23 protein-coding genes are annotated in these 25,115 nt (G+C 67.9%); 12 read left to right on the top strand and 11 right to left on the bottom strand.

What is annotated here, in order from left to right; all coding sequences use genetic code 11:
* The 5 genes from accB to VSO01S_RS19860 form a co-directional block, all read left to right on the top strand.
* Positions 1 to 275: acetyl-CoA carboxylase biotin carboxyl carrier protein (gene accB, locus VSO01S_RS19880; RefSeq protein ID WP_084241988.1), on the top strand; the 275-nt coding region annotated here is incomplete at its 5' end.
* Between the two features lie 4 nt (positions 276 to 279).
* On the top strand, positions 280 to 1,629 hold the full coding sequence (gene accC / locus VSO01S_RS19875; protein WP_068644537.1) for an acetyl-CoA carboxylase biotin carboxylase subunit: 1,350 nt from the start codon (positions 280 to 282) through the stop codon (positions 1,627 to 1,629).
* Between the two features lie 13 nt (positions 1,630 to 1,642).
* The gene (prmA, locus tag VSO01S_RS19870; RefSeq protein WP_068644536.1) at positions 1,643 to 2,527 is read left to right on the top strand and encodes a 50S ribosomal protein L11 methyltransferase; all 885 of its coding nucleotides are present in this window, start codon (positions 1,643 to 1,645) and stop codon (positions 2,525 to 2,527) included.
* Positions 2,528 to 2,585: 58 nt separating this feature from the next.
* Complete coding sequence (locus VSO01S_RS26830; protein WP_084241987.1) at positions 2,586 to 3,938, top strand: zinc-ribbon and DUF3426 domain-containing protein; 1,353 nt, start codon at positions 2,586 to 2,588, stop codon at positions 3,936 to 3,938.
* Between the two features lie 66 nt (positions 3,939 to 4,004).
* Positions 4,005 to 4,907: a carbohydrate kinase family protein gene (locus tag VSO01S_RS19860; protein ID WP_068644534.1), complete on the top strand. Its 903-nt coding sequence runs from the start codon at positions 4,005 to 4,007 to the stop codon at positions 4,905 to 4,907.
* Positions 4,908 to 5,011: 104 nt separating this feature from the next.
* Here the strand turns inward: VSO01S_RS19860 and VSO01S_RS19855 are convergent, their stop codons facing one another.
* From VSO01S_RS19855 to VSO01S_RS19820, 8 genes are all read right to left on the bottom strand, one after another.
* Entirely contained in the window at positions 5,012 to 5,533 is a 522-nt protein-coding gene (locus tag VSO01S_RS19855; RefSeq protein ID WP_068644533.1) for a histone H1-like DNA-binding protein, read from the bottom strand.
* 205 nt (positions 5,534 to 5,738) lie between these two features.
* Positions 5,739 to 6,962: a ribonucleotide-diphosphate reductase subunit beta gene (locus VSO01S_RS19850; protein WP_068644532.1), complete on the bottom strand. Its 1,224-nt coding sequence runs from the start codon at positions 6,960 to 6,962 to the stop codon at positions 5,739 to 5,741.
* A gap of 142 nt (positions 6,963 to 7,104) precedes the next feature.
* Positions 7,105 to 10,026, bottom strand: a complete 2,922-nt coding sequence (locus VSO01S_RS19845; RefSeq protein ID WP_068644531.1) for a ribonucleoside-diphosphate reductase subunit alpha — start codon at positions 10,024 to 10,026, stop codon at positions 7,105 to 7,107.
* A 361-nt stretch (positions 10,027 to 10,387) separates the two neighbouring features.
* Complete coding sequence (gene ampD, locus VSO01S_RS19840) at positions 10,388 to 10,990, bottom strand: 1,6-anhydro-N-acetylmuramyl-L-alanine amidase AmpD (protein WP_068644541.1); 603 nt, start codon at positions 10,988 to 10,990, stop codon at positions 10,388 to 10,390.
* On the bottom strand, positions 10,983 to 12,548 hold the full coding sequence (locus VSO01S_RS19835; RefSeq protein WP_068644530.1) for a sigma-54-dependent transcriptional regulator: 1,566 nt from the start codon (positions 12,546 to 12,548) through the stop codon (positions 10,983 to 10,985). Before VSO01S_RS19835 ends, ampD begins: the two co-directional genes overlap by 8 nt.
* An 11-nt stretch (positions 12,549 to 12,559) precedes the next feature.
* Positions 12,560 to 14,254 carry a two-component system sensor histidine kinase NtrB gene (locus tag VSO01S_RS19830; protein WP_068644529.1) on the bottom strand — a complete coding sequence of 565 codons (1,695 nt, stop codon included), beginning with the start codon at positions 14,252 to 14,254 and terminating at the stop codon, positions 12,560 to 12,562.
* A gap of 61 nt (positions 14,255 to 14,315) precedes the next feature.
* The gene (locus tag VSO01S_RS19825) at positions 14,316 to 14,561 is read right to left on the bottom strand and encodes a PP0621 family protein (protein WP_068644528.1); all 246 of its coding nucleotides are present in this window, start codon (positions 14,559 to 14,561) and stop codon (positions 14,316 to 14,318) included.
* Positions 14,562 to 14,575: 14 nt separating this feature from the next.
* A complete protein-coding gene (locus VSO01S_RS19820; RefSeq protein WP_068644527.1) occupies positions 14,576 to 15,385 on the bottom strand; it encodes a cytochrome C assembly family protein in 810 nt (269 codons plus the stop codon).
* A 92-nt stretch (positions 15,386 to 15,477) separates the two neighbouring features.
* Here VSO01S_RS19820 and ffh point away from each other — a divergent pair, with 92 nt between their 5' ends.
* A complete protein-coding gene (gene ffh / locus VSO01S_RS19815; RefSeq protein WP_068644540.1) occupies positions 15,478 to 16,860 on the top strand; it encodes a signal recognition particle protein in 1,383 nt (460 codons plus the stop codon).
* Between the two features lie 153 nt (positions 16,861 to 17,013).
* On the opposite strand, the gene rpoH is transcribed toward ffh, so the two are convergent.
* The 3 genes from rpoH to ftsY all read right to left on the bottom strand — a co-directional run bounded on the left by rpoH (position 17,014) and on the right by ftsY (position 19,995).
* Positions 17,014 to 17,955: an RNA polymerase sigma factor RpoH gene (gene rpoH, locus VSO01S_RS19810; protein WP_068644526.1), complete on the bottom strand. Its 942-nt coding sequence runs from the start codon at positions 17,953 to 17,955 to the stop codon at positions 17,014 to 17,016.
* Positions 17,956 to 18,057: 102 nt separating this feature from the next.
* Complete coding sequence (locus VSO01S_RS19805) at positions 18,058 to 18,522, bottom strand: Mpo1 family 2-hydroxy fatty acid dioxygenase (RefSeq protein ID WP_068644525.1); 465 nt, start codon at positions 18,520 to 18,522, stop codon at positions 18,058 to 18,060.
* Positions 18,523 to 18,570: 48 nt separating this feature from the next.
* Positions 18,571 to 19,995, bottom strand: a complete 1,425-nt coding sequence (ftsY, locus tag VSO01S_RS19800; RefSeq protein WP_084241986.1) for a signal recognition particle-docking protein FtsY — start codon at positions 19,993 to 19,995, stop codon at positions 18,571 to 18,573.
* Between the two features lie 143 nt (positions 19,996 to 20,138).
* Between ftsY and VSO01S_RS19795 the strand changes: the two genes are divergently transcribed.
* The 6 genes from VSO01S_RS19795 to VSO01S_RS19770 all read left to right on the top strand — a co-directional run.
* A complete protein-coding gene (locus VSO01S_RS19795; RefSeq protein WP_084241989.1) occupies positions 20,139 to 21,551 on the top strand; it encodes a M16 family metallopeptidase in 1,413 nt (470 codons plus the stop codon).
* Complete coding sequence (locus VSO01S_RS19790; RefSeq protein ID WP_068644523.1) at positions 21,552 to 22,916, top strand: M16 family metallopeptidase; 1,365 nt, start codon at positions 21,552 to 21,554, stop codon at positions 22,914 to 22,916.
* A gap of 30 nt (positions 22,917 to 22,946) precedes the next feature.
* Positions 22,947 to 23,606 (top strand): RsmD family RNA methyltransferase, encoded by a 660-nt coding sequence (locus tag VSO01S_RS19785; RefSeq protein WP_068644522.1) that lies wholly within the window; start codon positions 22,947 to 22,949, stop codon positions 23,604 to 23,606.
* Positions 23,607 to 23,646: 40 nt separating this feature from the next.
* Positions 23,647 to 24,147 carry a pantetheine-phosphate adenylyltransferase gene (gene coaD / locus VSO01S_RS19780; protein WP_068644521.1) on the top strand — a complete coding sequence of 167 codons (501 nt, stop codon included), beginning with the start codon at positions 23,647 to 23,649 and terminating at the stop codon, positions 24,145 to 24,147.
* Positions 24,148 to 24,164: 17 nt separating this feature from the next.
* On the top strand, positions 24,165 to 24,812 hold the full coding sequence (pxpB, locus tag VSO01S_RS19775) for a 5-oxoprolinase subunit PxpB (RefSeq protein WP_068644538.1): 648 nt from the start codon (positions 24,165 to 24,167) through the stop codon (positions 24,810 to 24,812).
* A partial coding sequence (locus VSO01S_RS19770; RefSeq protein ID WP_506016905.1) for a 5-oxoprolinase subunit C family protein occupies positions 24,809 to 25,115 on the top strand: 307 nt, incomplete at its 3' end. The genes pxpB and VSO01S_RS19770, both read left to right, overlap by 4 nt.

The following is a 25,115-nucleotide window of genomic DNA, read 5'->3' as shown; positions in this document are numbered from 1 at the left end:
CCCCGGCCGCCGCGGCGCCGGCCGCGGCCGCAGCGCCCCAGGGCCATGTGGTCAAGTCGCCCATGGTCGGTACCTTCTACCGCTCGTCCAGCCCCGGCGCGTCGCCGTTCGTCGAACTCGGCGCGCAGGTCAAGGAAGGCGACACGCTGTGCATCATCGAGGCCATGAAGATCCTCAACGAGATCGAGGCCGACAAGTCGGGCACCATCACCCAGATCCTCGGCGAGAACGGCCAGGCGGTCGAGTACGGGCAGCCGCTGTTCGTCATCGAGTGAACTGATGTTCAAGAAGATCCTGGTTGCAAACCGTGGGGAGATCGCCCTGCGGATCCAGCGCGCCTGCTCCGAGATGGGCATCAAGGCGGTCATGGTCTATTCCGAGGCCGACCGCGATGCCAAGTACGTGAAGCTGGCGCAGGAAGCCGTGTGCATCGGCCCCGCGCCGTCGTCGCAGAGCTATCTCAACATGCCGGCCATCATCTCGGCGGCCGAAGTGACCGATGCCGAGGCCATCCACCCCGGCTACGGCTTCCTTTCGGAGAATTCGGACTTCGCCGAGCGGGTGGAGCAGAGCGGCTTCCAGTTCATCGGCCCCACGCCTGACAACATCCGGACGATGGGCGACAAGGTGTCTGCCAAGCAGGCCATGATCAAGGCCGGCGTGCCTTGCGTGCCAGGCTCGGAGGGCGAACTGTCCGATGACGCGGCCACCAACAAGCGCATCGCGCGCGCCATCGGCTACCCGGTGATCATCAAGGCCGCCGGCGGCGGCGGTGGCCGCGGCATGCGCGTGGTGCACACCGAAGCCGCGCTGGTCAACGCCATCCAGATGACCAAGGCCGAGGCGCAGGCCGCGTTCAACAATGCGGCCGTGTACATGGAGAAGTTTCTCCAGAACCCGCGCCACATCGAGATCCAGGTGCTGGCCGACAAGCACAAGAACGCGGTCTACCTGGGCGAGCGCGACTGCTCCATGCAGCGCCGCCACCAGAAGGTGATCGAGGAATCGCCCGCGCCGGGCATTCCGCGCAAGCTGATCGAGCGCATCGGCGAGCGCTGCGCTGCCGCCTGCAAGAAGATCGGCTACCGCGGCGCCGGCACCTTCGAGTTCCTCTATGAAGACGGCGAGTTCTACTTCATCGAGATGAACACGCGGGTGCAGGTGGAGCATCCGGTGACCGAACTGGTCACCGGCATCGACATCGTCAAGACGCAGATCATGGTGGCGGCCGGCGAGAAGCTGCCCTTCACCCAGCGCCAGATCGAGATGCGCGGCCATGCCATCGAGTGCCGCATCAACGCGGAAGACCCCTACAAGTTCACGCCCTCGCCGGGCCGCATCACCATGTGGCACCCGCCGGGCGGCCCGGGCGTGCGGGTGGATTCGCACGTGTATTCCAACTACTTCGTGCCGCCGAACTACGACTCGATGATCGGCAAGATCATTGCGCACGGCGACACGCGCGAGCAGGCCTTGGCGCGCATGCGCACGGCGCTGAGCGAAACGGTGGTGGAAGGCATCCTGACCAACATCCCGCTGCACCGTGACCTGCTGGTGGACGCCAAGTTCATGGCTGGCGGCACCAACATCCACTATCTGGAAGAGTGGATGGCTGCTCACAAGCGCTGAAGCGAGGTTTCCCGTGTTCGAACTGCGCCTGCTGGCCCCCGAAGAGAAGATCGAGATCGTCAGCGACGCGCTCGAAGCCCTCGACGCGCTGAGCGTGTCGGTGGAGGACGCCGATGCGCAGACCGAGGCCGAGCAGGCCCTGTTCGGCGAGCCGGGCATGCCGCCGCCTTCGGCCGGCTGGCAGCGTTCGCGCGTGATCGCGCTCTTTCCGGATGAAGCCGCCGCGCGCGACGCCGGCGAGGTGCTGTCGGCGCAGGATTTTTTCGAGGGCTGCGAGCTCGTCGGCATTGCCGACGTGCCCGAGCAGGACTGGGTCCGCCTGACCCAGTCGCAGTTCGCGCCGGTGGACATCACGCCCGAATTCTGGATCGTGCCCACCTGGCACGAGCCGCCGGCTGCCGCCCAGAAGGTGATCCGGCTCGACCCGGGCCTGGCCTTCGGCACGGGCACCCATCCCACCACGCGCATGTGCCTGCGCTGGATTGCACGCCAGGGCTCGCTGGCCGGTCAGCGCGTGCTGGACTACGGCTGCGGCTCGGGCATCCTGGCCATCGGCGCGGCCAAGTTCGGTGCCACGGACATCGATGCGGTGGACATCGACGATGCCGCGGTCGAGTCGACCCGCCTCAATGCCGAGGCCAACGGCGTCGGCCTGCGCGCCGGCCTGCCCGACGCGGCGCGCGGCAGCTACCAGGTGGTGCTGGCCAACATCCTCGCCACGCCCCTGAAGGTGCTGGCGCCGCTGCTGTGCCAGCACGTGGCGCCGGGTGGTGCGCTGGTGCTGGCCGGTATCCTGGACCGGCAGGCGCAGGAACTGAAGGACGCCTACGCCCCCCATCTCCAGCTCGAGGTCAGCGACAGCGAGGACGGCTGGATCCTGATGACCGCCCGGCGGTGATGCCGGCAGCATTTGCGCAACGCGCCGGGCGTGGGCACGCCCCTACAATTTGCGACACATGAGACTCGTCACCCGCTGTCCCGCTTGTGCGACCACCTTCAAAGTCGTCCGGGACCAGCTTCGCATTTCCGATGGCTGGGTGCGCTGCGGCCGATGCAGCGAAGTCTTCGACGCCACCCTGGACTTGCAGGAAACCGACGATGAGGGCGTGCCGCTGGCTGCGGCCCATCCGGAGCCAGGTACGGCGGGTGTCGCCACGAATGCGGCGCAGCCGCCGACCCAACGTCAGCCGCAGGAAGTTCTGTTGCCACCCTCGGCTGGCAGCGGCCTGCCCGCGATGGACTGGCCGGCCGCCGATCTGCTCGACCTGGGCGCGCGCCAGCCGGCGGCACCGGCACCGGCACCTTCTCCGGCTGCTCCCGTGCGATCGCCTGCGTCGTCGTCGTTTTCCTTGGCCGACGATCCGGTGCCGATCCCTTCTCTCGACGCTGGCCGCGGGGCCAGTCCACAGGAGCCCTGGTTCGAGGAGATGATGGCCTCGACGCAGGCGCTGCAGGCGGCATTGCAGTCTGCCGCACCCGGGGCCTCTGATGCTGCGGACGGCTTTCAGGATTCGAACCGCAAGGACCCGGCCTTCACGCCGTCGTTGACCACGCCCTCGCCGATCGAGGAGGCCGTCAATGCACAACTGCAGAAGGCGCTGCGGCGCGAGCGCATCAAGGCGCTGCGGCAGGAGCGTGCCGAGCAGAAGGAGCGCGAGCGCGCCGAGCAGGCCGCGGCCGCAGCGGGCGAGCCGCTTGTGCAAGAGGCGCCGCACGAGCCGGAGCCTGAACTCGAAGCCGCCTTTCCGGATGCACCATTGCTGGAGGCGCCTTCCGCACCCGCCAGCTTTGCCGACGACACGGCCGCCGCTGCCTCGGCCCCGTCCGGGCGTTCGCGCAAGCTGCTCCTGGCGCTGGCCTGCGTGCTGGCCCTCGTGGTGCTGCTGCTGCAGGTGGTTCGCGAGGAGCGCAATGCCCTGGTCGCACGGGAGCCGCGCCTGCGCCCCGCGCTGCAGTCGCTTTGCGCCTTGACCGGGTGCGAGCTGTCGGCGCTGCGGCAGATCAACTCGATCACCATCGAAGGCGCATCCTTCTCGCGCGAGAAGGAAAACGACGCCTACCGGCTCGTCTTCACGCTGCGCAACGGCGCGCGCGTGCCGCTGGCCATGCCGTCGGTCGAGCTCACGCTGCTCGACACGCAGGAACGGGCGCTGGTGCGGCGTGTCCTGTCGCCCGCGCAGTTCGGCGCCGGCGCCGTGCTGGCACCGGGAGCCGAGAGCAATACCTCGTTGCCGGTACAGTTGGGCGGCAGCGAGGCGGCCGGGCTGGGTCCGGTGGCGGGCTATAACCTGGTTGCCTTCTATCCCTGAACCTCTGCCGCCGGGCGCTTCTATTTCCTCGGCGGCTGCGCCATCCACTCCATACCGAATTTCTCCATGGCCACTGTCATTTGCGGTTCCCTAGCCTTCGACACCATCATGACCTTCGAAGGGCGCTTTGCGGACCAGATCCTTGCGGACCAGCTGCACATCCTGAACGTGTCCTTCCTGGTGCCGACCCTGCGGCGCGACTTCGGCGGTTGCGCGGGCAACGTCGCCTACAGCCTCAACGCGCTGGGCGGCCGCGCGCTGCCGATGGCCACGGTGGGCAGCGACGGCGGCGACTACATCGAGCGCCTGCGCAGCCTGGGCATCTCCACCGAGTTCGTGCGCGAGGTGAAGGACACCTACACCGCGCAGGCGATGATCATGACCGACCTGGACAACAACCAGATCACGGCCTTCCATCCGGGCGCGATGCAGCAGGCGCACATCACGAAGATCCAGGCCCGCGACGACATCCGCCTGGGCATCATCTCGCCGGATGGCCGGGATGCGATGCTCTCGCATGCCGAGCAATTCAAGGCGGCGGGCATCCCCTTCGTGTTCGACCCGGGCCAGGGCCTGCCGATGTTCGACGGCGAGGCGCTGCGGCACTTCGTCGAACTGGCCGACTGGGTGACCGTGAACGACTACGAGGGCCGCATGCTCAGCGAGCGCACGGGCTGGGACAACGCCGAAATCTCGCGCCGCGTGCGCGGCCTCGTCGTCACCCTCGGTGCCGAAGGCTGCGAGGTGTGGGAAGGCGGCCAGATGACCCGCGTGCCGAGCGTCAAGCCCAAGGCGGTGGTCGATCCCACGGGCTGCGGCGACGCCTGGCGCGGTGCGCTGCTCTACGGGCTGGAGCAGGGCTGGCCGCTCGAGCGCTGCGCGGCGCTGGGCAACAAGCTGGGCGCTCTCAAGGTCGCTCAACGTGGGCCGCAGAACTACGAAGTGAACCAGGCCGAACTCGGTCTTTGACTCGCCGTCCGGCGCTGCGCTTGCAGCCCGGCGCCTTCGCCGCACAAAAAAGAAGCCCGGCACCTTGCGGTGCCGGGCTCTTTGCTTTTCAGCGCGACGCCGGATCAGGGCTTGCCAGCCGTGGGGAACGGCCAGGCAGCTTGCGGATTCAGCGTGGTCTGCGCAGCAGGCGCGGGGGCGGGCGCGGCCTTGGGGGCAGCGGGCGCTTTGGCAGCCTTTTTGGCAGCAGGCTTCTTCGCGGCTTTCTTGGCAGCAGGCTTCTTCGCCGCGGCCTTTTTCGCAGGAGCCTTCTTGGCCGCAGCCTTCTTGGCAGGGGCCTTCTTCGCAGCGGCCTTCTTGGCAGGCGCCTTCTTGGCGACAACCTTCTTAGCAACAGCCTTCTTCACTGCTGCCTTCTTGGCGGCGACCTTCTTGGCCACGACCTTCTTGGCGACAGCCTTCTTTGCTGCGCTCTTCACGACCTTCTTCGCGACGGCCTTCTTGACTGCGGCCTTCACGGCCTTCTTGGCGACAGCCTTCTTGGCTGCAGTCTTCACGACCTTCTTCGCGACGGCCTTCTTGGCGGCGGTCTTCACGACCTTCTTCGCAGCGGCTTTCTTGGCCGGGGCTTTCTTTGCAGTTGCCATTTCTTTCTCCTAGTTCAAGTTGAAAAAATCAACCTTCCGAAGCACTTCACGTCTTTCTTGTGAGCTCGTGAAGCGATCCATGGGGTTGGAGAAATTCTCCAGCACCATGAACACCTGAGCCCCGGGGCGCCGCACTCTACCGGTGCATGGGCGGCCCAAGGGCGTTACCTGAATTCTTGTTCTGTTTTTAATCGAACGCGAAACTTCAATCCCAAGAAAGTGCGCCGCCCGACTGGTATTCGATCACGCGGGTTTCGAAGAAATTGCGCTCTTTCTTCAGGTCAATCATTTCGCTCATCCAGGGGAACGGGTTTTCCTCGTTCGGGAAGAGCGCTTCGAGGCCGATCTGCGTGGCACGCCGGTTGGCGATATAGCGCAGGTAGCCCTTGAACATGGAGGCATTCATGCCGAGCACGCCGCGCGGCATGGTGTCTTCGGCGTAACGGTATTCGAGCTCGACCGCCTTCAGGAACAGTGCCTTGATCTCGGCCTTGAACTCGGCCGTCCACAGGTGCGGATTCTCGAGCTTGAGCTGGTTGATCAGGTCGATGCCGAAATTGCAGTGCATCGACTCGTCGCGCAGGATGTACTGGTACTGCTCGGCCGCGCCGGTCATCTTGTTCTGGCGGCCCAGCGCCAGGATCTGCGTGAAGCCGACGTAGAAGAACAGGCCTTCCATCAGGCAGGCGAACACGATCAGGCTCTTGAGGAGCTTCTGGTCGGCCTCGGGCGTGCCGGTGTGGAAGTCCGGGTCCATGATCGCGTCGATGAACGGGATCAGGAACTCGTCCTTGTCGCGGATCGACTGCACCTCGTTGTAGGCGTTGAAGATCTCCGACTCGTCCAGGCCGAGCGACTCGACGATGTACTGGTAGGCGTGCGTGTGGATGGCTTCTTCAAACGCCTGGCGCAACAGGAACTGGCGGCACTCGGGCGCCGTGATGTGGCGGTAGGTGCCCAGCACGATGTTGTTGGCCGCCAGCGAGTCGGCCGTGACGAAGAAGCCGAGGTTGCGCTTGACGATGCGGCGCTCATCCTCGGTCAGACCGTTCGGGTCTTTCCAGAGGGCGATGTCGCGGTTCATGTTCACTTCCTGCGGCATCCAGTGGTTGGCGCAGGTGGCGAGGTACTTTTCCCACGCCCACTTGTACTTGAACGGCACCAGCTGGTTGACGTCGGTCTGGCCGTTGATGATGCGCTTGTCGGCCGCGTTGACGCGGCGATGCGATGCGGCCGGTTGTGCGGCAGCAGCGGCGAAGGAAGCGGGGGCTTGGGCAGAAGTGCTCCGCGGCGCGAAGGCGGCAGGCGCAATTTGCGAAGTCGGCAATTCCATCGAGCGGCTGATCGCGTCGCTGTTCGATGAATGCTGCAGTCCTTGGTGCATGTCCTTTGACAAGGAGGGCTTGACTTCTTCGTCCCAGGTCAACATAGAAAAATCCAATGCTCAAATTATGTGAGCAACGATGTGAGTTGAAAAGTGCTCGTTCACATCGCCGCTCGATTATCTCGTCGTTATGTTGTTCGCATGCATCGCGCGTTGTCGGGCGATGCCGCGAATTCCATGTTGCTGACTACTGGCAAGCCTCGCACGTCGGGTCGTCGATCGCGCAGAACTTGATGTCGGTGGCGGGCACCGAATTCATCTGCGCTTGCGCGGCAGCGGCTGCTGCTTCGAGTGCGCTCATGCCTTGCGCGGCATCGCTGCCACCCGAAGACACGGCGTTGAGGCGACCCGATTGCACCGTCGATTTCTCGGCGTGCGTCGCGCTGATGGTGCGCAGGTAGTAGGTGGTCTTCAGGCCGCGCAGCCAGGCGAGCTTGTAGGTGTCGTCCAGCTTCTTGCCCGATGCGCCGGCCATGTAGATGTTCAGCGACTGGGCCTGGTCGATCCACTTCTGGCGGCGCGCCGCGGCTTCCACCAGCCAGGTGGTTTCGACTTCGAAGGCGGTGGCGTACAGCGCCTTGATGTCCTGCGGCACGCGGTCGATGGGGCGGAGAGACCCGTCGAAGTGCTTCAGGTCCATGACCATCACGTCGTCCCACAGGCCCAGGCGCTTGAGGTCTCGCACCAGGTAGTGGTTGATCACGGTGAACTCGCCCGACAGGTTCGACTTGACCGACAGATTGCCGAAGCAGGGCTCGATCGAGGCGTCCACGCCGATGATGTTGGAGATGGTCGCCGTCGGTGCGATGGCCACGCAGTTGGAGTTGCGCATGCCGTCCTGCTTGATCTTGGCGCGCAGCTGTTCCCAGTCGAGGGTGGCCGAACGGTCCAGCTCGACATAGCCGCCGCGGGCCTTTTCCAGCAGGTCCAGCGTGTCCAGCGGCAGGATGCCCTTGTCCCACAGCGAGCCCTTGTAGCTGGAGTAGCGGCCGCGCTCCTTGGCCAGCTCGGTCGAGGCCCAGTAGGCGTGGTAGCAGATGGCTTCCATCGAGCGGTCGGCGAATTCCACGGCTTCCTGCGAAGCGTAGGGAATGCGCAGTTCGTACAGCGCGTCCTGGAAGCCCATCAGGCCCAGGCCCACCGGACGGTGGCGCAGGTTGGAGTCGCGCGCCTTCTTCACCGCGTAGTAGTTGATGTCGATCACGTTGTCGAGCATGCGCATGGCGGTCGACACGGTCTTCTTCAGCTTCTCCTGGTCGACGGCGCCGTCCTTCAGGTGCTGCAGCAGGTTGACCGAGCCCAGGTTGCACACGGCGGTTTCTGTGTCGCTGGTGTTGAGCGTGATCTCGGTGCACAGGTTGGACGAGTGCACCACGCCGGCGTGCTGCTGGGGCGAGCGCACGTTGCAGGCATCCTTGAACGTGATCCAGGGATGGCCGGTCTCGAACAGCATGGTCAGCATCTTGCGCCACAGGTCGGTGGCCGGCAGGGTGCGGCTGGGCTTGATCTCGCCGCGGGCGGCCTTTTCTTCATAAGCCACGTAGGCGGCTTCGAACTCGGCGCCGAACTTGTCGTGCAGGTCGGGCACGGAGGAGGGCGAGAACAGCGTCCAGTTGCCCTTTTCCATCACGCGGCGCATGAACAGGTCGGGGATCCAGTTGGCCGTGTTCATGTCATGCGTGCGGCGGCGGTCGTCGCCGGTGTTCTTGCGCAGCTCGAGGAACTCCTCGATGTCCAGGTGCCAGGTTTCCAGGTAGGTGCAGACGGCGCCCTTGCGCTTGCCGCCCTGGTTCACCGCCACGGCCGTGTCGTTGACCACCTTCAGGAAGGGCACGACGCCCTGCGATTCGCCGTTGGTGCCCTTGATGTGCGAGCCCAGGGCGCGCACGCGGGTCCAGTCGTTGCCCAGGCCGCCGGCGAACTTCGACAGGAGGGCGTTTTCCTTGATCGACTCGTAGATGCCGTCCAGGTCGTCCGGCACGGTGGTCAGGTAGCAGGACGACAGCTGCGAGCGCAGCGTGCCGCTGTTGAACAGCGTGGGCGTGCTGGACATGAAGTCGAAGCTCGACAGCACTTCGTAGAACTCGATGGCGCGCGCTTCGCGGTCGATTTCGTTGAGCGCCAGGCCCATGGCCACGCGCATGAAGAAGGCCTGCGGCAGCTCGATGCGGGTCTTGCGCACATGCAGGAAGTAGCGGTCGTACAGGGTCTGCAGGCCCAGGTAGTCGAACTTCAGGTCGCGCTCGGCCTTCAGGGCCGCGCCCAGGCGGGCCAGGTCGAACTGCAGCAGCTTCTCGTCGAGCAGCTCGTTGTCCACGCCCTTCTTGATGAACTGCGGGAAGTAGTCGGCGTAGGTCTGCGCGCGCTCGGCGGGCGCCACTTCGCGGCCCATGATCTCCTTGAAGATCGTGTGCAGCAAGAGGCGCGCGGTGGCGAAGGTGTAGTCGGGGTCCTTCTCGATCAGCGTGCGGGCGGCCAGGATGGAGGCCTTGTAGACCTCGTCCAGCGGCACGCCGTCGTACAGGTTGCGCATCGTCTCGGCGACGATCGGCTCGGCGCTGATGGATTCGCCCAGGCCGGCGCAGGCCGATTCGATCAGGCCCTTGAGCTCGCCCAGGTCGAGGGCCACGCGCTCGCCGCGGTCCAGCACGTGCAGGGTGGGGTGCTGCGGCACTTCGGGCTCGGCCTGGTGGGCGCGCTCCTGCGCGCGGCGCTCGCGGTACAGCACGTAGGCGCGGGCGATTTCATGATGGCCGCCGCGCATCAGGCCCAGTTCGACCTGGTCCTGCACGTCCTCGATGTGGAAGGTGCCGCCGCCCGGACGCGAGCGCATCAGCGCACGGATCACGATCTGCGTGAGGCCGTCGACGGTTTCGCGTACGCTGGCAGATGCTGCGCCTTGCGTGCCATGCACTGCCAGGAAGGCCTTCATCATCGCGATCGCGATCTTGTTCGGCTCGAAGGGCACCACCGCCCCGTTGCGCCGGATGATCTGGTAGTTCGCAAGGGCAGCGCCGGTGGGCGAGCCGGCCACGTCGCGGGCCGAGGCCGGGGCAACGCTCGGCACGGGGCGCGAGATGGCGGATGAAGGGTTCTGGGCAGTCTGCATTCGAGGTCCTTTTGAGCGACTTTTGTTGTATGGGCGGTACCCCCGGTACCGGCTTCGCAGGGGGCTGGCATGGTGCAGCGGCCTGCGGTGGGCACACTATATATGGGGTGTCAGGGGGTCGCAATCTACTACAGCTAGTGTTTTCACTCTCGTTGACGCTGTACCACAAGAGTGTCAACGAGACAGCCATGCGCGGGGCGCCCGCCAATGCTTGGCCTCGGACTCAATGTCTAGAAAGGACGCGGCCTGCAGGCCGATTCGGTCTGGCAAGGCGCATGGCTGCTGGCGTTGCGCGCTGACGCTTTCTTCTGACAGCGGCGCCGCGCCTATGCATCGGCGCAACAGTCGCGATAGAGAGAATTCAGCGCGTTGCCGTCGAGGCAGGAAAGTAGCTGGCGGGCCAGCCCAGCGGCGCGCGCAGGCGCGGCCAGTCGAAGCCCGGTCCGGGGTCGAGCTTGCGGCCCGGCGCGATGTGCTCGTGGCCCGCGACATGAGCGATGGGGTAGCGCTGCGCAAGAGCCGGCAGCAGGCTGGCCAGGGCCTCGTATTGGGCAGCTTCGAAGACATCGCCTTCGAGCCCTTCGAGCTCGATGCCGATGGAGTCGTCGTTGCAGTTGTCGCGGCCGCGCCAGGATGATGCGCCCGCATGCCAGGCCCGCGCATCCGCATCGACGAACTGCCACAGCTCGCCGTCGCGCCGCACATAGAAGTGCGCGGAAACTTCCATGCCGCGAATGCTCTGGAAGTAGGGGTGCGCGTCCCAGTCGAGCGTGTTGGTGAACAGGCGCTGGACCTCGTCGCCGCCGTAGCGGCCCGGCGGCAGGCTGATGGAATGAAGCACGATCAGGTCGATGTGCGCACCGGCCGGACGCGGCCCGAAGTTGGGCGAGGGCAGGTGCCGCGCGAAGCGATACCAGCCGCCGTTCTGCCAGAGCGTTGGGGCCGGCGCGTGCGCTTCACTCATCGCCGCCGCTGCCTGCGCCATCGTCGCCGCCCGGCGTGCTGATGCCCAGGCGGGCGATGCGGTAGCGGATCTGCCGCAGGCTCAGGCCCAGCCGCGTGGCGGCCGCAGTGCGGTTGAACCCGCTGTCCTGCAGCGCGCGCACCAGGATCTCGCGCTCATGTTTGTCCAGGTAGGCCTGCAGATCGGACGGCAAGGCGCCGCGGGCCGCGACACCTTCCGGCGCGGCGGCGCGTGCGGTGATCGGCGTGGTCACGACGGGCTCCGCGCCGAGCGGTGCCGGCGCCGAGGCAGCAAGGCCGGCGAATTCGGCCGTGCCGGATTCGGTTTCCGCAAAGTCGAGGTGCAGTTCGTCGCCGTCGGTCAGGGCCACGGCGCGATGCAGCAGGTTTTCCAACTCGCGAACATTGCCGCGCAAGGGGTGTGCCGCCAGTTGGGCAAGCACCGCCGGCGAAAGCTGCGGCACCGGCATGCTGCTGTCGCGCGCGATGCGCGCCAGCAGCGCTGCGCACAGCGCGGGCAGGTCGGCGCGGCGCTCGCGCAGCGCGGGCACCGCGATCTCGATCACGTTGAGGCGATAGAACAGGTCTTGCCTGAAACGTCCCGCGGCCACGTCCGCCTGCAGGTCCTTGTGCGTGGCGCTGACGATGCGCACATCCACCGCGTCTTCCTGCGTCGAGCCGATGGGCCGCACGCTGCGCTCCTGGATGGCGCGCAGCAGCTTGGACTGCATGGCCAGCGGCAGGTCGCCGATCTCGTCGAGGAACAGCGTGCCGCCGCGGGCGGCCTGGAAATAGCCGTCGCGATCGGCCGCCGAGCCGGTGTAGGAGCCCTTGCGCGCGCCGAAGAATTCGGCCTCGAGCAGATTCTCGGGAATGGCGCCGCAGTTGACGGCGATGAAGGGTCCGTCGCCGCGCTGGCTGCAGGCATGCACCGCGCGCGCCACCAGTTCCTTGCCCGTGCCCGATTCGCCGCGTACCAGCACCGGCGCCATGCCACGCGCGACCTTGGCAATGCGCGACTTGACCAGGCGCATAGCCTCCGACTCGCCCACCAGCCGCTTCAGTGCAGCCTCGCCTTGGGTCGGGGGCGCAGCGGGCTTTTCACTGGACACGTCGCCGCTGTCGTCGGCGGCCGCCCGGGAGGGCGCGGGTGCTGCCGGCGGGGCGGGCTGTTCATGGACGGCCGAAGCCACCACGGCACGGAACTGCTTCAGGTCCACCGGCTTGGTCAGGTAGTCGAAGGCCCCTGCCTTCAGTGCTTCGACGGCGTTTTCGGCAGAACCGTAGGCGGTCATCACCACGCATCGCTCGCTGCGCTGGCCCTGGTGGATGCGGCGCAGCAGCTCCATGCCAAGACCGTCGGGCAGCCGCATGTCGGTGATCACCGCATCGAAGCGCTGTGCCTGCAGAAGCTGCCAGGCCTCGGCCACCGTGCCGGCGGCCTCCACGCGATAGCCTTCGCGCAGGAGCGTCAGTTCGTACAGCGTGCGCAGGTCCGGTTCATCGTCGACGACAAGGATCTGCGCAGGGCGGGTGGAAGAGGGTTGCGGGTTGCTCACGGGGCTCTACCTTACTGTGCGGTCCGCAGTTCGGCCAGAGCAAACACCACGTAGAACTCGTTGCCTTCCGGCCCTCTGGCGCCCAGCGGGCGGCGTTCGTAGCCGATGCTGGCGCCGTGGCGCTCGCACAGTTCGCGGCAGATGAAAAGGCCCAGGCCCGAGGAGCGGCTCTCGGACGAGAAGAAAGGTTCGAACAGGTGGCGCTGAACGGCCGGCTCCAGCGGTGCGCCGTCGCTCCACACCCGCAGCACGGGGCGGCCGTTGGGGCCTTTCTGCGTGACGATCTGGATGGAGCCTTCGCGATCGCCGGCATAGCGCGCGGCGTTGTCCAGGAGGTTGACCAGGATGCGGCGCAGATGCTCGACGTCGAAGCGCACTGCGCAACCGTCGGAGTCGAGCTGCACCAGCACACCCTGCCGCTGGCTCTGGCCCACCCATTCCTCCGCCAGTGTGCGGACGGTGGCGTCGAGCACCAGCTGCTCGGCCAGCGGCAGCATCCGTTGCTGGCGGGCGCGCGAGACATCGAGCACGTCGTCGACGATGCGGGCCAGGCGCTGTGCGTTGTGCTGGACCATTTCGGTCAGCTTGCGCTGGCCGGGCTCCTGCAGGTCTTCATGGAGCAGGGCGCTGGCCTGCGTGATGGCCGCCAGCGGGTTGCGGATCTCATGCGCCACCGCGGCCGACATGCGGCCCATGGCGGCGAGCTTCTCGGTGCGGATGCGCGCCTCCAGCTCGCGCAGGTCCTGCAGGAACATCACGCACAGGCCGTCGATGCGCTGGTCGATGGACGGCGTGAGCCGTGTGCGCACGCGCACTTCGCGCGCCGAGCCCTGCGCCTGGGCGATCGGGATCTCCTGCGACAGGCCCTTGCTCCGCGCGAAGGTCTGCCGCGCGAGCGCTGCGAGCACCTGCAGCGCGGGATGGGCCTCCAGCGCGAAGGGCAGGGGCAGGCGCGCCAGGTCCTGGCCCAGAATGTCGGCCGCCGCCGGGTTGGCCGCATGCACCAGGCCCCTGGCGTCGACCACCAGCACCCCCTCGCTGAGCGTCTCGATCACCAGGTCGTTCACCATCGCATGCAGGCGCGCGGTGCTGCGGTTGCGCAGCGCGATGTTTTCCTCGCGCGCCAGCCGCAAGGCCAGCTCGTGTGCGAGCAATGCGACCACGAACAGTCCGGTGCCGGTGAGCGCCGCCTGCACGAAGCGGGTGGGCGAATCGCTGCCCGAATGCATCCAGTGCCACAGCGCATCGGCCAGCAGAAGCAAAGTGGCGATAGCGGTGGTGCCCAGGCCCACCGTCACGCTGCCCAGCACGGCGGCCATCAGCACCGGCAGCGCGAAGAGCGGCGCATAGTTGATGTTGCCCGCCTGCAGCATCTGCAGCAGCGCGAAGGCGAGCAGGTCGACCCCGATGGTGATGAACCACGCGCTGCCGAATCCGCGGATCGGCGGCATGACGCGCGCAAAGCGCCAGCCGAGCAGGGTGAGCGCGAAGTAGCCCACGGCCAGGGCCAGCAGCAGGGGCGGGGGCGTGACGCCGCCGATGCCCCAGCTGAAGGCCTGCAGCATGATCAGCACCAGCGCCACGAAGCACCGCGCCGTCATGAAGCCGCGCAGCAGGCGCAGCAAGGCGGCGCTCCGGATGCCGCGTGCGTCCAGCCCGCCCCAGTCGGTGGCGGACTCGCCGCCGGACCACAGCGAGGTGGTCATGGCGCGATTCCTTGCCGGCCCGCGGCCGGCATCACCACGCCGCCAGCCGGCAGCCTGGCCTTCATTGATCGGCCTGCCGGTGCGCGGCGCTGCAATAGACCTTGCCGTCCTTGCCGGGCAGTGCGTCGGCCGCCGGCAGGTGCAGGCCGCAATGTGCGCAGCGGATCATGGCCTGTGGTTCGGGCAGGGCGCCCCCGGGCTGCTGCTGCTGATGACGTTTGGCGCGCTCCACCTCTTCACGCCGGCGGCCATTGCGCCAGATCGCGAACGCCACCCACAGGACCAGCAGGACGAGAAGGTATTTCATGGTGTTGGCAGGCCCTAGACGGCGCGGTGCAGCACCACTTCGAGCACGAAGCGAGAGCCCACGTAGGCCAGCAGGAGCAGCACGCTGCCGGCGTACAGCACGCGCGTGGCGGCGCGCCCGCGCCAGCCGAAGCGCGCCCTGCCGATCAGCAGCACGCCGAAGGTGATCCAGGCCAGCACGGAGAACACCGTCTTGTGGTCCCACTTCCAGGCACGCACCGAGGTGCCGTAGAGCACCTCGCTGAACAGGAAGCCGGCCAGCAGCGTCGCCGTGAGCAGCACGAAGCCGCCCGCCACGAAGCGGAAGGTCAGGCGCTCGAGCGTGAGCAGCGGCACGCCGCTGTCGGCAGGCGCGCTGGCCTGGCGGATCTGCTTCTCGGCGCGGCCCATGAGCCCGGCGTGGATAACGGCTGCAGCGAAGAGCCCATACGACGCGATGCCCAGCGCCAGGTGCAGCGGCAGCCACGGCGAGGCGGACACGTGCAGCGGCGTGCCGGGAAAGGCGATGGCCAGCAGCACCGCCGCTGCGCCGAGCGCCGCCAGCACGCGCCGCACGTTCAGGTGCGGGTACAACCGGCTTTCGATGGCATACACGGTCAGCACCAGCCAGGCGGTGATCGACAACGCGGGTGCGAATCCGAACCGCGCCTGGCCGCCCGCCAATCCCAAGGCCAGCGTGGCCGCGTGCAGCAGCCAGGCCAGGCCGAGCAGCCACTGGGTGGCCGAGCGGGTCAGGCGGGAGGCGGTGGCGGCGGTGATGCCGTAGGCCGCCGCGGTGGCGATGCCCAGTGCCACACCGAGTGGGGAGGGGCTCGCTAAAATCATCAGCCGGAGTTTAGCCGTACACCTGCGCGCCCCGTTTCTGGCGGCGTGCCCCAGCGTCCCCACTTTCCCCGCCCGTGTTGTCGGGCAGCATCATGGCCAACGCCCTCACAGAAAAATTCTCCCGTCTCGTCAAGCAGATGAGCGGGCAGGCCCGCATCACCGAAAGCAACGTGCAGGACATGCTGCGCGAAGTGCGAATGGCCCTGCTCGAAGCCGACGTGGCACTGCCCGTGGTGCGCGACTTCGTGGCGCGCGTCAAGGAAAAGGCGCTGGGCCAGGAGGTGCTGGGTTCGCTCAAGCCGGGCCAGGCGCTGGTGGGCATCGTCAACCGCGAACTGGCCGCCACCATGGGCGAGGGCGTGGCGGACATCAACCTGGCCGCGCAGCCGCCGGCTGTGATCCTCATGGCCGGCCTGCAGGGCGCGGGCAAGACCACCACCACCGCCAAGCTGGCCAAGCACCTCATCGAAAAGCGCAAGAAGAAGGTGCTGACCGTCTCGGGCGACGTGTACCGCCCGGCCGCCATCGAGCAGCTCAAGACCGTGACCAAGCAGGCCGGCGCCGAGTGGTTCCCCAGTACGCCCGACCAGAAGCCGCTGGACATCGCCCGCGCCGCCATCGACCACGCCCGCCGCCACTTCTTCGACGTGCTGCTGGTCGACACCGCTGGCCGCCTGGCCATCGACGAAGTGCTGATGCAGGAAATCAAGGAACTGCACGCGGCGCTCAATCCGGTCGAGACCCTGTTCGTGGTCGACGCCATGCAGGGCCAGGACGCGGTCAACACCGCCAAGGCCTTCAAGGACGCGCTGCCGCTCACCGGCATCATCCTGACCAAGACCGACGGCGATTCGCGCGGCGGCGCGGCCCTGTCCGTGCGCCAGGTGACGGGCGTGCCCATCAAGTTCGCCGGCACCAGCGAGAAGATCGACGGCCTGGAAGTGTTCGATGCCGAGCGCCATGCCGGGCGCATTCTGGGCATGGGCGACATCGTGGCACTGGTGGAGCAGGTCACGGCCGGCGTGGACGTGGCGGCGGCGCAGAAGCTGGCCGCCAAGGTCAAGAGCGGCGGCTTCGACCTCAACGATTTCCTCTCGCAGCTGCAGCAGATGAAGCAGATGGGGGGGCTGTCCAGCCTCATGGACAAGCTGCCCACGCAGCTGGCGGCCAAGGCCAGCGAGGCGGACCTGACGCGCGCCGAGCGCGACATCCGCCGCAAGGAGGGCATCATCAACAGCATGACGCCGCTGGAGCGCCGCAAGCCCGAACTGCTCAAGGCCACGCGCAAGCGCCGCATCGCCGCCGGCGCCGGCGTGCAGGTTCAGGAAGTGAACCGCCTGCTGAGCGAGTTCGAGCAGATGCAGGGCATGATGAAGAAGATGAAGGGCGGCGGCCTCATGAAGATGATGAAGAAGATGGGCGGCATGAAGGGCGGCCTGCCCGGCATGGGCGGCGGCGGTCTGCCGAGGTTCTAGTTCTCCCCCAGGCTACCCTCGCTGCGCGAGGTCCGCCAGCCCCCTTTCCGGGGGCGCACCCGGCGGCCCGGCAAAGCCGGTTCCGCGGGTGCCCTGGAAAAAGAAAAACCCGGCCAATGGCCGGGTTTGTTCTTTGGACGTCGCGCCGGGCGCTCAGGCGAATTCGGCCAGCGACTTCTTCATCTTCTTCATCGCGGCCGCTTCGATCTGGCGGATGCGCTCGGCGCTCACGCCGTAGACCGCCGCCAGTTCGTGCAGCGTCATGCCGCCCGAGCCGTCGTCGTTCACCTTGAGCCAGCGCTCTTCCACGATGCGGCGGCTGCGCGGGTCCAGCGCCTGCAGGGCCGTGCTGATGCCGTCGCTCGACAGGCGGTCGCGCTCGCGCGACTCGATCTGCGCGGTGGGCTCCTGCGAGGCGTCGGCCAGGTAGGCGATGGGGCCGAAGGCCTCGTCGCCGTCGTCCGCGGGGCTCGGGTCGAGCACCACGTCGCCGCCGGACAGGCGGGTTTCCATTTCAAGCACGTCCTCGCGCTTGACGTTGAGCTGCGCGGCCATCTGCTCGACTTCCGACTCGCTCAGCGTCTCGCGGTGCGTGTCGGCGTCCAGGGCGGCCGCGTCGGCCTTGAAACCCTGCTTCATCGAACGCAGATTGAAGAACAGCTTGCGCTGGGCCTTGGTCGTCGCGACCTTGACCATGCGCCAGTTCTTCAGGATGTACTCGTGAATTTCCGCCTTGATCCAGTGGATGGCGTAGCTCACCAGGCGCACGCCCTGGTCGGGGTCGAAGCGCTTCACGGCCTTCATCAGGCCAACGTTGCCTTCCTGGATCAGGTCGCCGTGCGGCAGCCCGTAGCCCAGGTACTGGCGGGAAATGGAGATGACCAGGCGCAGGTGCGACAGCACCAGGGCACCGGCGGCTTCCAGGTCGTTGTTGTCGCGCAGCCGGCGGGCAAAGCGCTGCTCTTCCTCCTGCGTGAGCAGGGGGAGCCGGTTCGCGGCGGAAATGTAGGCGTCCAGGTTACCCAGCGAGGGCACCATCGCCCAGGGGTTGGCGACGGCCAGCTGGTTGGCGGCAGGAGCTCCAGACAGAGTCATATGGGGGAACCTCCTTCTATGGCTGTTCATATTAGCACTCGATTAGAGGGAGTGCTAAAGAAAGGGTTCCCCGATGGGGACTAATTTTGTGATAGCGAACGGCTACCAGCGGATTCCCAGGCGATTGAGGAACCACACGACCACGAACAGCGGCCCCACGTAGAGGTATTGGAGGTCTTCGAAGAAGGAAGGTTTCTTGCCTTCGATCTTGTGGCCGATGAACTGGAAGATCCAGCCGACGATAAAAACCCCGGCTGAAATTGGCAGCACCTGCTCGCCCATGGCGTAGACCAGGGCAAACATGACGACCGTCCAGGCGGCCATGATCGCCGTCAGCACCGGCGCCTTCAGGCGCAGGTAATAGACCATGCTGGCCGCCACGAAGGCGTAGGCCACCCACGGGTTCAGGGCGTACAGCAGCCCGACGATGCTCACCATGATGGCCGGGATCGCCACCAGGTGGATCAGCTCGTTGGTCGGGTGGCGGTGGCTTTCGCCGTAGTGGGCCAGGAGGCGGTCGACCTTGCGGCCTTCGGCCTCGAAACCGTGGAATGCGGTGTCGCTCATCGTCCGTCTCCTCTTCTTCTATTGGTAAGTGTCCGTAGTGTGCCCGGCTCAGCCCAGGAGCGCCTGCGCGAATTCCCGGGCGTCGAAGGTCTCGAGGTCTTCGAGTTTCTCGCCCACGCCCACGAAATAGACAGGGATCGGCTTCTCGCGGGCGATGGCGCACAGCACGCCGCCCTTGGCGGTGCCGTCCAGCTTGGTGACGATCAGGCCGGTGAGGCCCAGCGCGTCGTCGAAGGCCCGCACCTGGGCCAGGGCGTTCTGGCCGGTGTTGCCGTCGATGACCAGCAGCACTTCGTGCGGTGGAACATCGGCCCCCACGCTCGGCACTGGCGTGTCCTCGCTGCCCCCCGTGGGGGCGCTCGCCAGCTTGGGGCGGCCCGGCGCTGGCTCGGCGCCGGCCTTCGCGATCACGCGCTTGATCTTCTTGAGCTCGTCCATCAGGTGCAGCTGGGTCGGCAGCCGCCCGGCGGTGTCGACCAGCACCACGTCGCGCCCGCGGGCACGGCCGGCGTTCACTGCATCGAAGCTCACGGCGGAGGGGTCCCCGCCTTCCTGGCTGATGATTTCCACCGTGTTGCGGTCGGCCCAGACGCCCAGTTGCTCGCGCGCGGCCGCCCGGAAGGTGTCCGCCGCCGCCAGCAGCACCGAGCAGCCCTCGTTGGCCAGGTGCTTGGTGAGCTTGCCGATGGAGGTGGTCTTGCCGGCGCCATTGACGCCGGCCACCATGATCACGGTGGGCGTGTATTCGCCGATGACCAGTGGTTTCTCCAGCGGTTTGAGCAGGTCGGCAATGGCTTCGGCCAGCAGGACCTTCACCTGCGAGGCGTCCGTCGCCATGTTGGCCTTGACCCGCTGGCGGAGGTCGTCCAGAAGGAATTCGGTTGCCTTCACGCCGGTATCTGCCATCAACAGCGCCGATTCGAGTTCTTCGTAGAGGTCTTCGTCGATCTTGGCATTGACGAAAGCGGCCTGGATGCTGGTGCCCGTCTTGCGCAGCCCGGACTTCAGTCGACTCAGCCAGCCGCTGCGGGTTTCCGCCGCCGGGGCCGCTGGGGGCCGCGGGCTGACAAAAGCGGGGGCGGGCGACGGAGCTGGTACGGGAGCCGGACTCGGTGCCGGAGCTGGCGCCGGTACAGGGGCGGCCGTCGGCACGTCCGTGGGCGCCACCGCGGACGTGGCAGGTGCAGATTCGGCCTCGGCCGGCTTGGCTGTGGCCGGCGGTTCGGCTGTTGGCGAGTCGTCTGCTTGCGCGGGAGCGGGCGCCGGAGCCTGACCGGGCTGGACGGCATCATCGGCCGGTGCCGTCTTGTTGCCACCGAACCAGGTGGATGGCGAGAACATCGACCGGGCGGCGGGCGCAGGTGCGGGTGCAGGAGCCGCGGCCGGGCTGGGCGCCGCTTCCTGGGCGGGAACGGCTTCGCCCGCTGGCGCGGGGGCTTCGGCGGGCGTTTTTTTCTTGAAGAAACTGAACATTGAGCGCTTTTTACAATCGGATCGATTCTATGAAACAGCCCTCACCAAAGCTTCTTCACGCGCAGCGGCGGCCCTTTGCGGCCGCTTTTTTGCGGCCTGCGCACCGCGCGCCCGCGGTCGCGCTGCTGGCCGCTGCGGCCTGGATGGCAAGCCCCGCACAGGCGCAGACCGGGCCGGACACACCCAAGCCGACCCCGGCCAATGTCGCGCACGAGCCCGCGGGGGCCGCCGCCAACCGGGCCCAGCAGTTCACCCTGGCCAATGGCATGACGCTCATCGTGCAGCCCGACCGCCGCGCGCCGGTGGCCATCCAGATGCTGTGGGTGCGCGCAGGCTCCGTGGAGGAGGTGGACGGCACGACCGGCGTGGCCCATGTGCTGGAGCACATGATGTTCAAGGGAACCGCCACCACCAAGCCCGGCGAGTTCTCCCGGCGCGTGGCGGCCCTGGGCGGGCGCGAGAACGCCTTCACCACCCGCGACTACACCGGCTACTACCAGCAGATTCCGGTGGCGCGGCTGGAGGAGGTGATGAAGCTCGAATCCGATCGCTTCGCCCACAACCAGTGGCCGAATGACGAATTCAAGCGCGAGATCGAGGTGGTGAAGGAAGAGCGCCGCATGCGCACCGAAGACCAGCCGCGCTCGCTGCTCATCGAGCAGCAGAACGCCGCCACCTTCGTTGCCTCGCCCTACCGGCGGCCCGTGGTCGGCTGGATGAGCGACCTCGACGCGATGCAGCCGGACGATGTGCGCGACTTCCACCGCCGCTGGTACGTGCCCGCCAACGCGGCGCTGGTCATTGCCGGCGACGTGGACGTGGACGTGGCCCAGGTGCGGCGCCTGGCCGACAAGTACTACGGCGTGATCCCGGCCCGCGCCGTGCCCACGCGCAAGCCCCGCACCGAGCCCGAGCAGCGGGGCATCCGCCGCATCGAGTTCAAGGCGCCGGCCGAGCAGGCCTATGTCTCGCTGGCCTTCCGCATGCCGCAGATCAAGAGCGTGGACGAGGACAGCGACGCCTGGGCGCTGGTGGTGCTGTCCGCCGTGCTCGACGGCTACGCGGGCGCCCGCCTGGACCGCGCCCTCACCCAGGGCCCCGACCGCGTGGCCGATTCGGTGGGTGCCTATGCCGGCTTCGTGGGGCGTGGTCCGCAGCTGTTCGGCCTGGACGGCGTGCCCGCTGCCGGCAAGACGACCGAGGCCGTCGAGGCGGCACTGCGCGCCCAGGTGGCGCGCGTGGCCAAGGAGGGCGTCTCGCCCGCCGAGCTGGCCCGTGTGAAGACCCAGTGGGTGGCCAGCCAGACCTACAAGCTCGACTCGGTGATGGCGCAGGCGCGCGAGCTCGGCGCCAACTGGGTGCAGGGCCTGCCGCTGGATGCCAGCGAGCGCATCCTGGCCCGCCTGTCGGCCGTCACGCCCGAGCAGGTGCAGGCCGTGGCGGCCAGGTACTTCGGCGACGACCAGCTCACGGTGGCCACCCTGCGTCCGCTGCCGCCCGATCCGAACAAGAAACCGCGCCCGGCGACCGGCGCCCGCGAAGGAGAGTTGCACTAAATGCGCACCAGCCTGCAAGACAACTGCCGCCGGGCGGCGCGACGCCTGGCGGCCGCCACCGCGCTGGCCCTGACCGGCCTGGCGGCCCATGCCGCGTTGCCCATCCAGCATTGGACGCAGCCCAGCGGCGCCAAGATCTATTTCGTGGCGGTTGACGCGCTGCCCATCGTCGACGTGCAGATCGACTTCGACGCGGGCAGCCGGCGCGATCCGGCCGCGCAGGCCGGCCTGGCGGACGTCACCGCCGACATGCTGGACAAGGGCGTGGAAGCCCGGGGCGCCGAACCGGCCATGGACGAGAACGCCCTGGGCGAGGCCTGGGCCGACCTGGGCGCCAGCTTCGGCGTGGGCGCCGGCACCGACCGGATGAGTTTTTCGCTGCGCACGCTCTCCCGCCCCGACCTGCTGGACAAGGCGGTGGCGCTGGCCGCGCGCGAGATCGGCGAGCCGGCCTTTCCGCCCGACGTGTGGCGGCGCGAGCGCGAGCGCATCGTGGCCGCCATCAAGGAGGCCAACACCAAGCCCGGCACCGTGGCCGGCCGGGCCTACGGCAAGGATGTCTACGGCAGCCACCCCTATGGCTACGAAGCCACCGAAGAGTCGCTCGGGCGTGTCGACGTGGCCGACATGCGCGGCTTCTACACGCGCCATGTGGCGCCGTGCCGGGCGAAGCTGAGCATCGTCGGCGCGCTGGACCGCGCACAGGCCGACCGCGTGGCCACTGCGCTGCTGTCGCGCCTGCCGGCCGCGGCGGCGGCCGATTGCCAGCCGCTGCCGCCGGTGCCCGAGGTCGAGGCCCTGAAGGGCGCCAAGGTGGACCGGATCCCCTTCGGCTCGGCCCAGGCGCACGTGCTCATCGGCCAGCCCGGCTATCCGCGGCGCGACCCGGACCACTTCGCGCTAACGCTGGGCAACTACGTGCTGGGCGGCGGCGGCTTCGTCTCGCGCCTGACCGAGCAAGTCCGCGAAAAGCGCGGCCTGGCCTACAGCGTGTACAGCGGCTTCTCGCCGGGCCTGGCTGCAGGCGCCTTCACCATCGGCTTCCAGACCCGGCCCGACCAGGCCGACGAGGCGGTGAAGGTCGCGCGCAGCGTGCTGGAGAAGTTCGTGGCCGAAGGGCCCACCGCCGCCGAACTGCAGGCGGCCAAGGACAACCTCATCGGCGGCTTTCCGCTGCTGCTCGACAGCAACCGCAAGCTGGTGGGCAACGTGGCGAACATCGCCTGGAACGAGCTGCCGCTGGACTACCTCGACACCTGGACCGCGCGCATGAACGCGGTCACCGTGGCCGACGTGAAGGCCGCGTTCCAGCGCAAGCTGCAGCCCGATCGCATGGTCACGGTCATGGTGGGGGCCAAGCCCTGAGCTTGCACGCGACTCGGGTGTAATCGCGGCATGAGCACCAGCAAGTCCAGCAAGACCGGCGGCAAGGGCCCGCGCGACGCGGCGCCTCCTGCACGCCCGCCGCGCCCGCATTCCGCGCGCACGCATGAAGTGCGCATCATCGGCGGCGAGTGGCGGCGCACGCGCCTGGCGGTGGCCGACAAGCCCGGCTTGCGCCCCACGCCCGACCGGGTGCGCGAGACCCTGTTCAACTGGCTGGCCAGCCTCGCAGGCGCGGGCGGCGGCGAGCTGCCCGGATGGCATTGCGCCGATGTGTTCGCCGGCACCGGTGCGCTCGGGTTCGAGGCCGCATCGCGCGGCGCCGCCTCGGTGCTGATGTGCGAGCAGGATGCGGCGCTGGTCGCGCAGCTCAAGGCCGTGCAGTCCCGGCTCGATGCCAAGGCCGTCCGGGTGGAGCGCGGCAATGGCGTGAACCTGCTCGCGCGCTGCGCGCCGCGCAGCCTGCAGGCGGTGTTCATCGATCCGCCCTTCGACCAGGCCGCGCTCTATGCCGAGGCATTGCGCGCGGCAGTGCCCGCGCTGGCCGAAGGCGGGGTCATCTACCTGGAGGCGGCGCGGCGCTGGGAAGACGCGGAGCTGGCCGAATCGGGCCTGTCGGTGTTCAGGCACCTGAAGGCCGGCGCGGTCCATGCACACCTCCTGCGTACATAATCCGCCGAACTGACGCATACCCCGCATTGAGGAGGAACACATGTCTGGCGTGATCGCGGTCTACCCCGGAACCTTCGACCCCATGACGCTCGGGCATGAAGATGTCGTGCGCCGGGCCACGCAGCTGTTCTCCAAGGTCATCGTCGCGGTGGCGGCGGGGCACCACAAGAAGACGCTGTTCACCCTGGCCGAGCGCATCGAGATGGCGCGCACGGTGGTCGCCCCGTACAGCGAGCAGGTTTCGGTGGAAAGCTTCTCCGGCCTGCTGCGCGACTTCGTCGTGGCGCGCGGCGGCAAGGCCATGGTGCGCGGCCTGCGCGCCGTCACCGACTTCGACTACGAATTCCAGCTCGCCGGCATGAACCGCTCCCTCATGCCCGATGTGGAAACCGTGTTCCTCACGCCCAGCGACAAGTACCAGTTCATCTCCAGCACCTTCGTGCGCGAGATCGCGGTGCTGGGCGGCGAAATCGACAAGTTCGTCTCCCCGCACGTGCAGGACAGGCTGGCCGCCAAGGTGCGTAGCCTCGGCAAGGAATGAGCGACCCCGGGGTGCAGCTGCCTCGACTGCACCCGCTGGGTGACGCGGCGCTGCTGTGCGAGCTGCCGGCGCCGGCCACGCTGGAGGCGCAGCAGCGCATCTGGGCCCTCGGCGAGCAGGCGCTGCAATGGCCCGGCGTGCTGGAGTTGCTGCCGGGCATGAACAACCTCACCCTGAGCTTCGATCCGGCGCAGATCGACCGGTCCGCGCTCGAAGAAAAGGTGCGAAAGGCCTGGCCCGGCCTGGCTGCCGGCGCCGTGTCGGGCCGCGAGATCGAGATCCCCGTCGCCTACGGCGGCGACGACGGGCCCGACCTGGAAGACGTGGCGCGGCACACGGGCCTCACGCCCCACGAAGTGGTGCGCCGCCACAGCCAGGCGCAGTACGTGGTGTATTTCCTGGGCTTCCTGCCCGGCTTCGCCTTCATGGGCGGGCTGCCGCCGGAGCTGGCCACGCCACGCCGCCCCGAGCCGCGCGTGGCGGTGCCGGCGCGCTCGGTGGGCATCGGCGGGGCGCAGACGGGCATCTACCCGCTGGTATCCCCGGGCGGCTGGCAGCTCATCGGCCGCACGCCGCTCGAGCTGTTCGACCCCACCGCCGAATCGCCCACGCTCCTGCGCCCCGGCGACCGGGTCCGCTTCGTCGCCGCGAGCGTGGCCGCATGAGCCTTCTTATCGTCAAGCCGGGCATGCTGGCCTCGGTGCAGGACCTTGGCCGCTACGGCCATCGCCAGTTGGGCATCTGCCCTGGCGGGGCGCTCGACACGATGGCGCTGACGCTGGCCAACCGGCTGGTGGGCAATGCCGACGGCGCGGCGGGGCTGGAACTCACGCTGGGCGGCTGCGAGATCCGCTTCGAGCAGGACACCCGCATCGCGCTTGCCGGCGAAGCCTTCGGTGCCGTGCTCGACGGCGTGCCGGTGGCGCCCTGCTGGAGCGTGCCGGTGCGCGCCGGCCAGAGCCTGCGCC

Source organism: Variovorax soli NBRC 106424 (assembly GCF_001591385.1).
Classification (GTDB): domain Bacteria; phylum Pseudomonadota; class Gammaproteobacteria; order Burkholderiales; family Burkholderiaceae_C; genus Variovorax; species Variovorax soli.
Note: the sequence above shows the minus strand (reverse complement) of the source record. Positions and strands in the feature narration are given on the sequence as shown.